This is a genomic window from Okeania sp. SIO2B9 (genome assembly GCF_010672505.1).
Taxonomy (GTDB): Bacteria; Cyanobacteriota; Cyanobacteriia; order Cyanobacteriales; family Microcoleaceae; genus Okeania; species Okeania hirsuta.
On the sequence record NZ_JAAHGK010001015.1, the window covers coordinates 1 to 2,849 of the forward strand.

Sequence of the window (2,849 nt, forward strand, 5' to 3'; positions counted from 1 at the left end):
TCGAGCATCCGAGTTTTATCTAGCAGTAGGAAGAGAAGAAATTGGGAAAATTTACCTCAGAAATGCCCATCATTGTTACATCCGTTGGGGTGCTAAAGCTAAAGTCAAACAATTAGAATCAGAATATCCCCAGTATTTATTAGAAATAGCAAATAAAACTAAATCAAAAATTATTGATACAACTAATTCTACCTCTGGAACTGATGGAGAAATTCTTGACTTAGGTACAGTTATTAAAGTATATAACGCAATTTCTGGTGAAATAAAACTGGAAAATCTTCTGCACAATTTAATGAAAATTGTCATTGAAAATGCTGGAGCGCAAACAGGCTTTTTAATTCTCAACCACGAAGATAGTTGGGTTATTGAAGCTGAAGGAAAAATAGATAGCGATGAAGTTACAATTTTACAATCAATTCCGATAGAATTTGTAGACTCAGAAACATCAATTCCGATTTTACCAACCACGATTATCAATTATGTAGCCCGCAGTCAAGAAAATATAGTTCTCAAAGATGCAGCCAACGACGGACTATTTATTAATGACCCTTATATTATTGCCACACAAACTAAATCAATTCTCTGTATTCCATTAATTAATCAAAATCAATTAAGAGGAATTGTTTATTTAGAAAATAATTTAACTACAGACACATTCACAGCAAAAAGAGTCGAACTATTAAAAATATTATCCGCTCAAGCAGCAATTTCTATTGACAATTCCAGACTTTATCAAACCCTAGAACAAAGAGTCGAAGAACGCACAAAAGAACTGTCTCAAACCTTAGAAATTCTCAAAGAAACTCAAGCAGAACTTATCTTTGAAAATGAGCTACTAAAAACTGCCGAATCTAGCTCTAATTTTGATTATCAAGTAGGAGGAAGTTTGCCGATGGATGCTCCTACTTATGTAGTCCGACAAGCAGACCGCACTCTCTATCAAGCCTTAAAAAAAGGTCAGTTTTGTTATGTTTTGAATCCCCGACAAATGGGTAAATCTAGTCTCATGGTGAGGATGATACACCATCTCAACCATGAAGGATATCATTGTGCTGCTATAGATTTAACCAGCATCGCTGATGAAGATGTGACGATAGAACAATGGTATAAAGGATTAGCCGTCGATCTATGGTACAGTTTTGATTTAGTAACCAGAGTTAATTTAAAAGCTTGGTGGAATGAGCGATTAGATATTTCTCCGTTGCAAAGATTCGATAGATTTCTGCAAGATGTTTTATTATTTGAACTGAATAATAACGAAAGTGAACCTCCCAAAAAAGTCTTCATTTTTATTGATGAAATTGATAGTGTTTTAGGCTTAAAAATTCCGGTGGATAACTTTTTTGCTCTGATTCGATCTTGCTACAATCAACGAATGATTAATCCAAAATCTAGATATCAGCATCTCACCTTTGCCTTTTTTGGGGTAGCAACTCCTACCGAATTAATGACTGATATTAGGAAAACTCCTTTTAATATCGGTGAAGCAATTGAATTAGAAAGCTTTAAACCACATGAAGCACAACCTTTATTATTGGGAATAGCTGAAAAAGTTAGTAATCCTCAAACTGTTCTTCAAGAAATATTAAACTGGACGGGAGGACAGCCTTTTTTAACTCAAAAACTATGTCAGTTGATTCGTGATTCAAAAATACCCATTCCTGTTAATGGTGAAACGGAATGGATAGAGAATTTAGTACAAGAAAAAATTCTGACAAATTGGGAAACTCAAGATCAACCAGAACATTTAAGAACCATACGCGATCGCATTCTTCATAGTACACAGCCAAGGAATAAACTACTGCAATTATATCAACAAATATTAGTAGAAGGGCAGGTAATGACTATTGATAGTCCAGAAGAAAAAGAGTTGTTATTGTCGGGGTTAGTGGTAAAGGAAGGGAGAGTTATCAAGGTTTATAACCGTATTTATGAATGGGTATTTGATAGTAATTGGGTAGAGGTGGCCGAGCTTACTTAGGGGTTAACGAAGTCAGAAGTCAGATAGGGGAGCCGTCGGATTGGCGACGTACAGAAGTTATTTTTGTAACGGGCATTTGAGCAACTCTCCAAAAATGTTTCGCCTTAAAAGGCGGGGTTTTAGACCCATATTAATAAAGTTGTCTAAAAAATCATATAAAGTTTATATGAACTTTATATGAAGTTGTCTAAAAAATCATATAAAGTTCATATGAAGTTTTGGGGTTGTATTTTTCCTTTGCTACAAGTATTGTTAGTAATAACTCAGAAAACAACACTCAAAAGAAGTATTTTCTTTGTACAACTATGATGAAATTCTCCCAGCCTAATTAGGGTTTGCTGAAAAAGTCTTATGGTGATGATAGGGAACAGGGAACAGCGGTGCGACCAACGCATTTCGAATATGGGTAATATTCCCTCTCTGGGAACTATTATTTACGTTCGCGGAGCGTGGCGTCAGCCGTATCGCTCTTCTGTTAGTGCCTTTGGTTGGTGTTGGCAGCTATAATAATTGCCTTCCCCATCATATTGAGTGGATACAATAATTGGTAGTCCTGTATATGTAGTGATATTTATAAGTAAAACCCTTTCACTGTCAGGAGTATAACTGCAAAAATCACTACTTGTACACCACTACCCAATAATTTTATAGCAAATTACCTTAGATATTGACCAAAATAAATGCTCAAACTCAGTCAGGGATGATTTTTTACTTTTGACTTGGGCAAAGTTGGTATTAAAAATAATTATCTTTATTTATTAGGACTTACGCACTCATAACGTGTTTCTGTCATTGCGAGCGACAGCGAAGCAATCTCAAAGGTTGATATTTCGTTCCTTATGCGTAAGTCCTGTTTATAAAAAAATCA

1 protein-coding gene is annotated in these 2,849 nt (G+C 35.2%); it reads left to right on the forward strand.

Features of this window, described 5'->3' with window-relative positions:
• A partial coding sequence (locus F6K13_RS26690) for an AAA-like domain-containing protein (RefSeq protein ID WP_287288950.1) occupies positions 1-1,981 on the forward strand: 1,981 nt, incomplete at its 5' end.
• Positions 1,982-2,849: the final 868 nt, after the last annotated feature.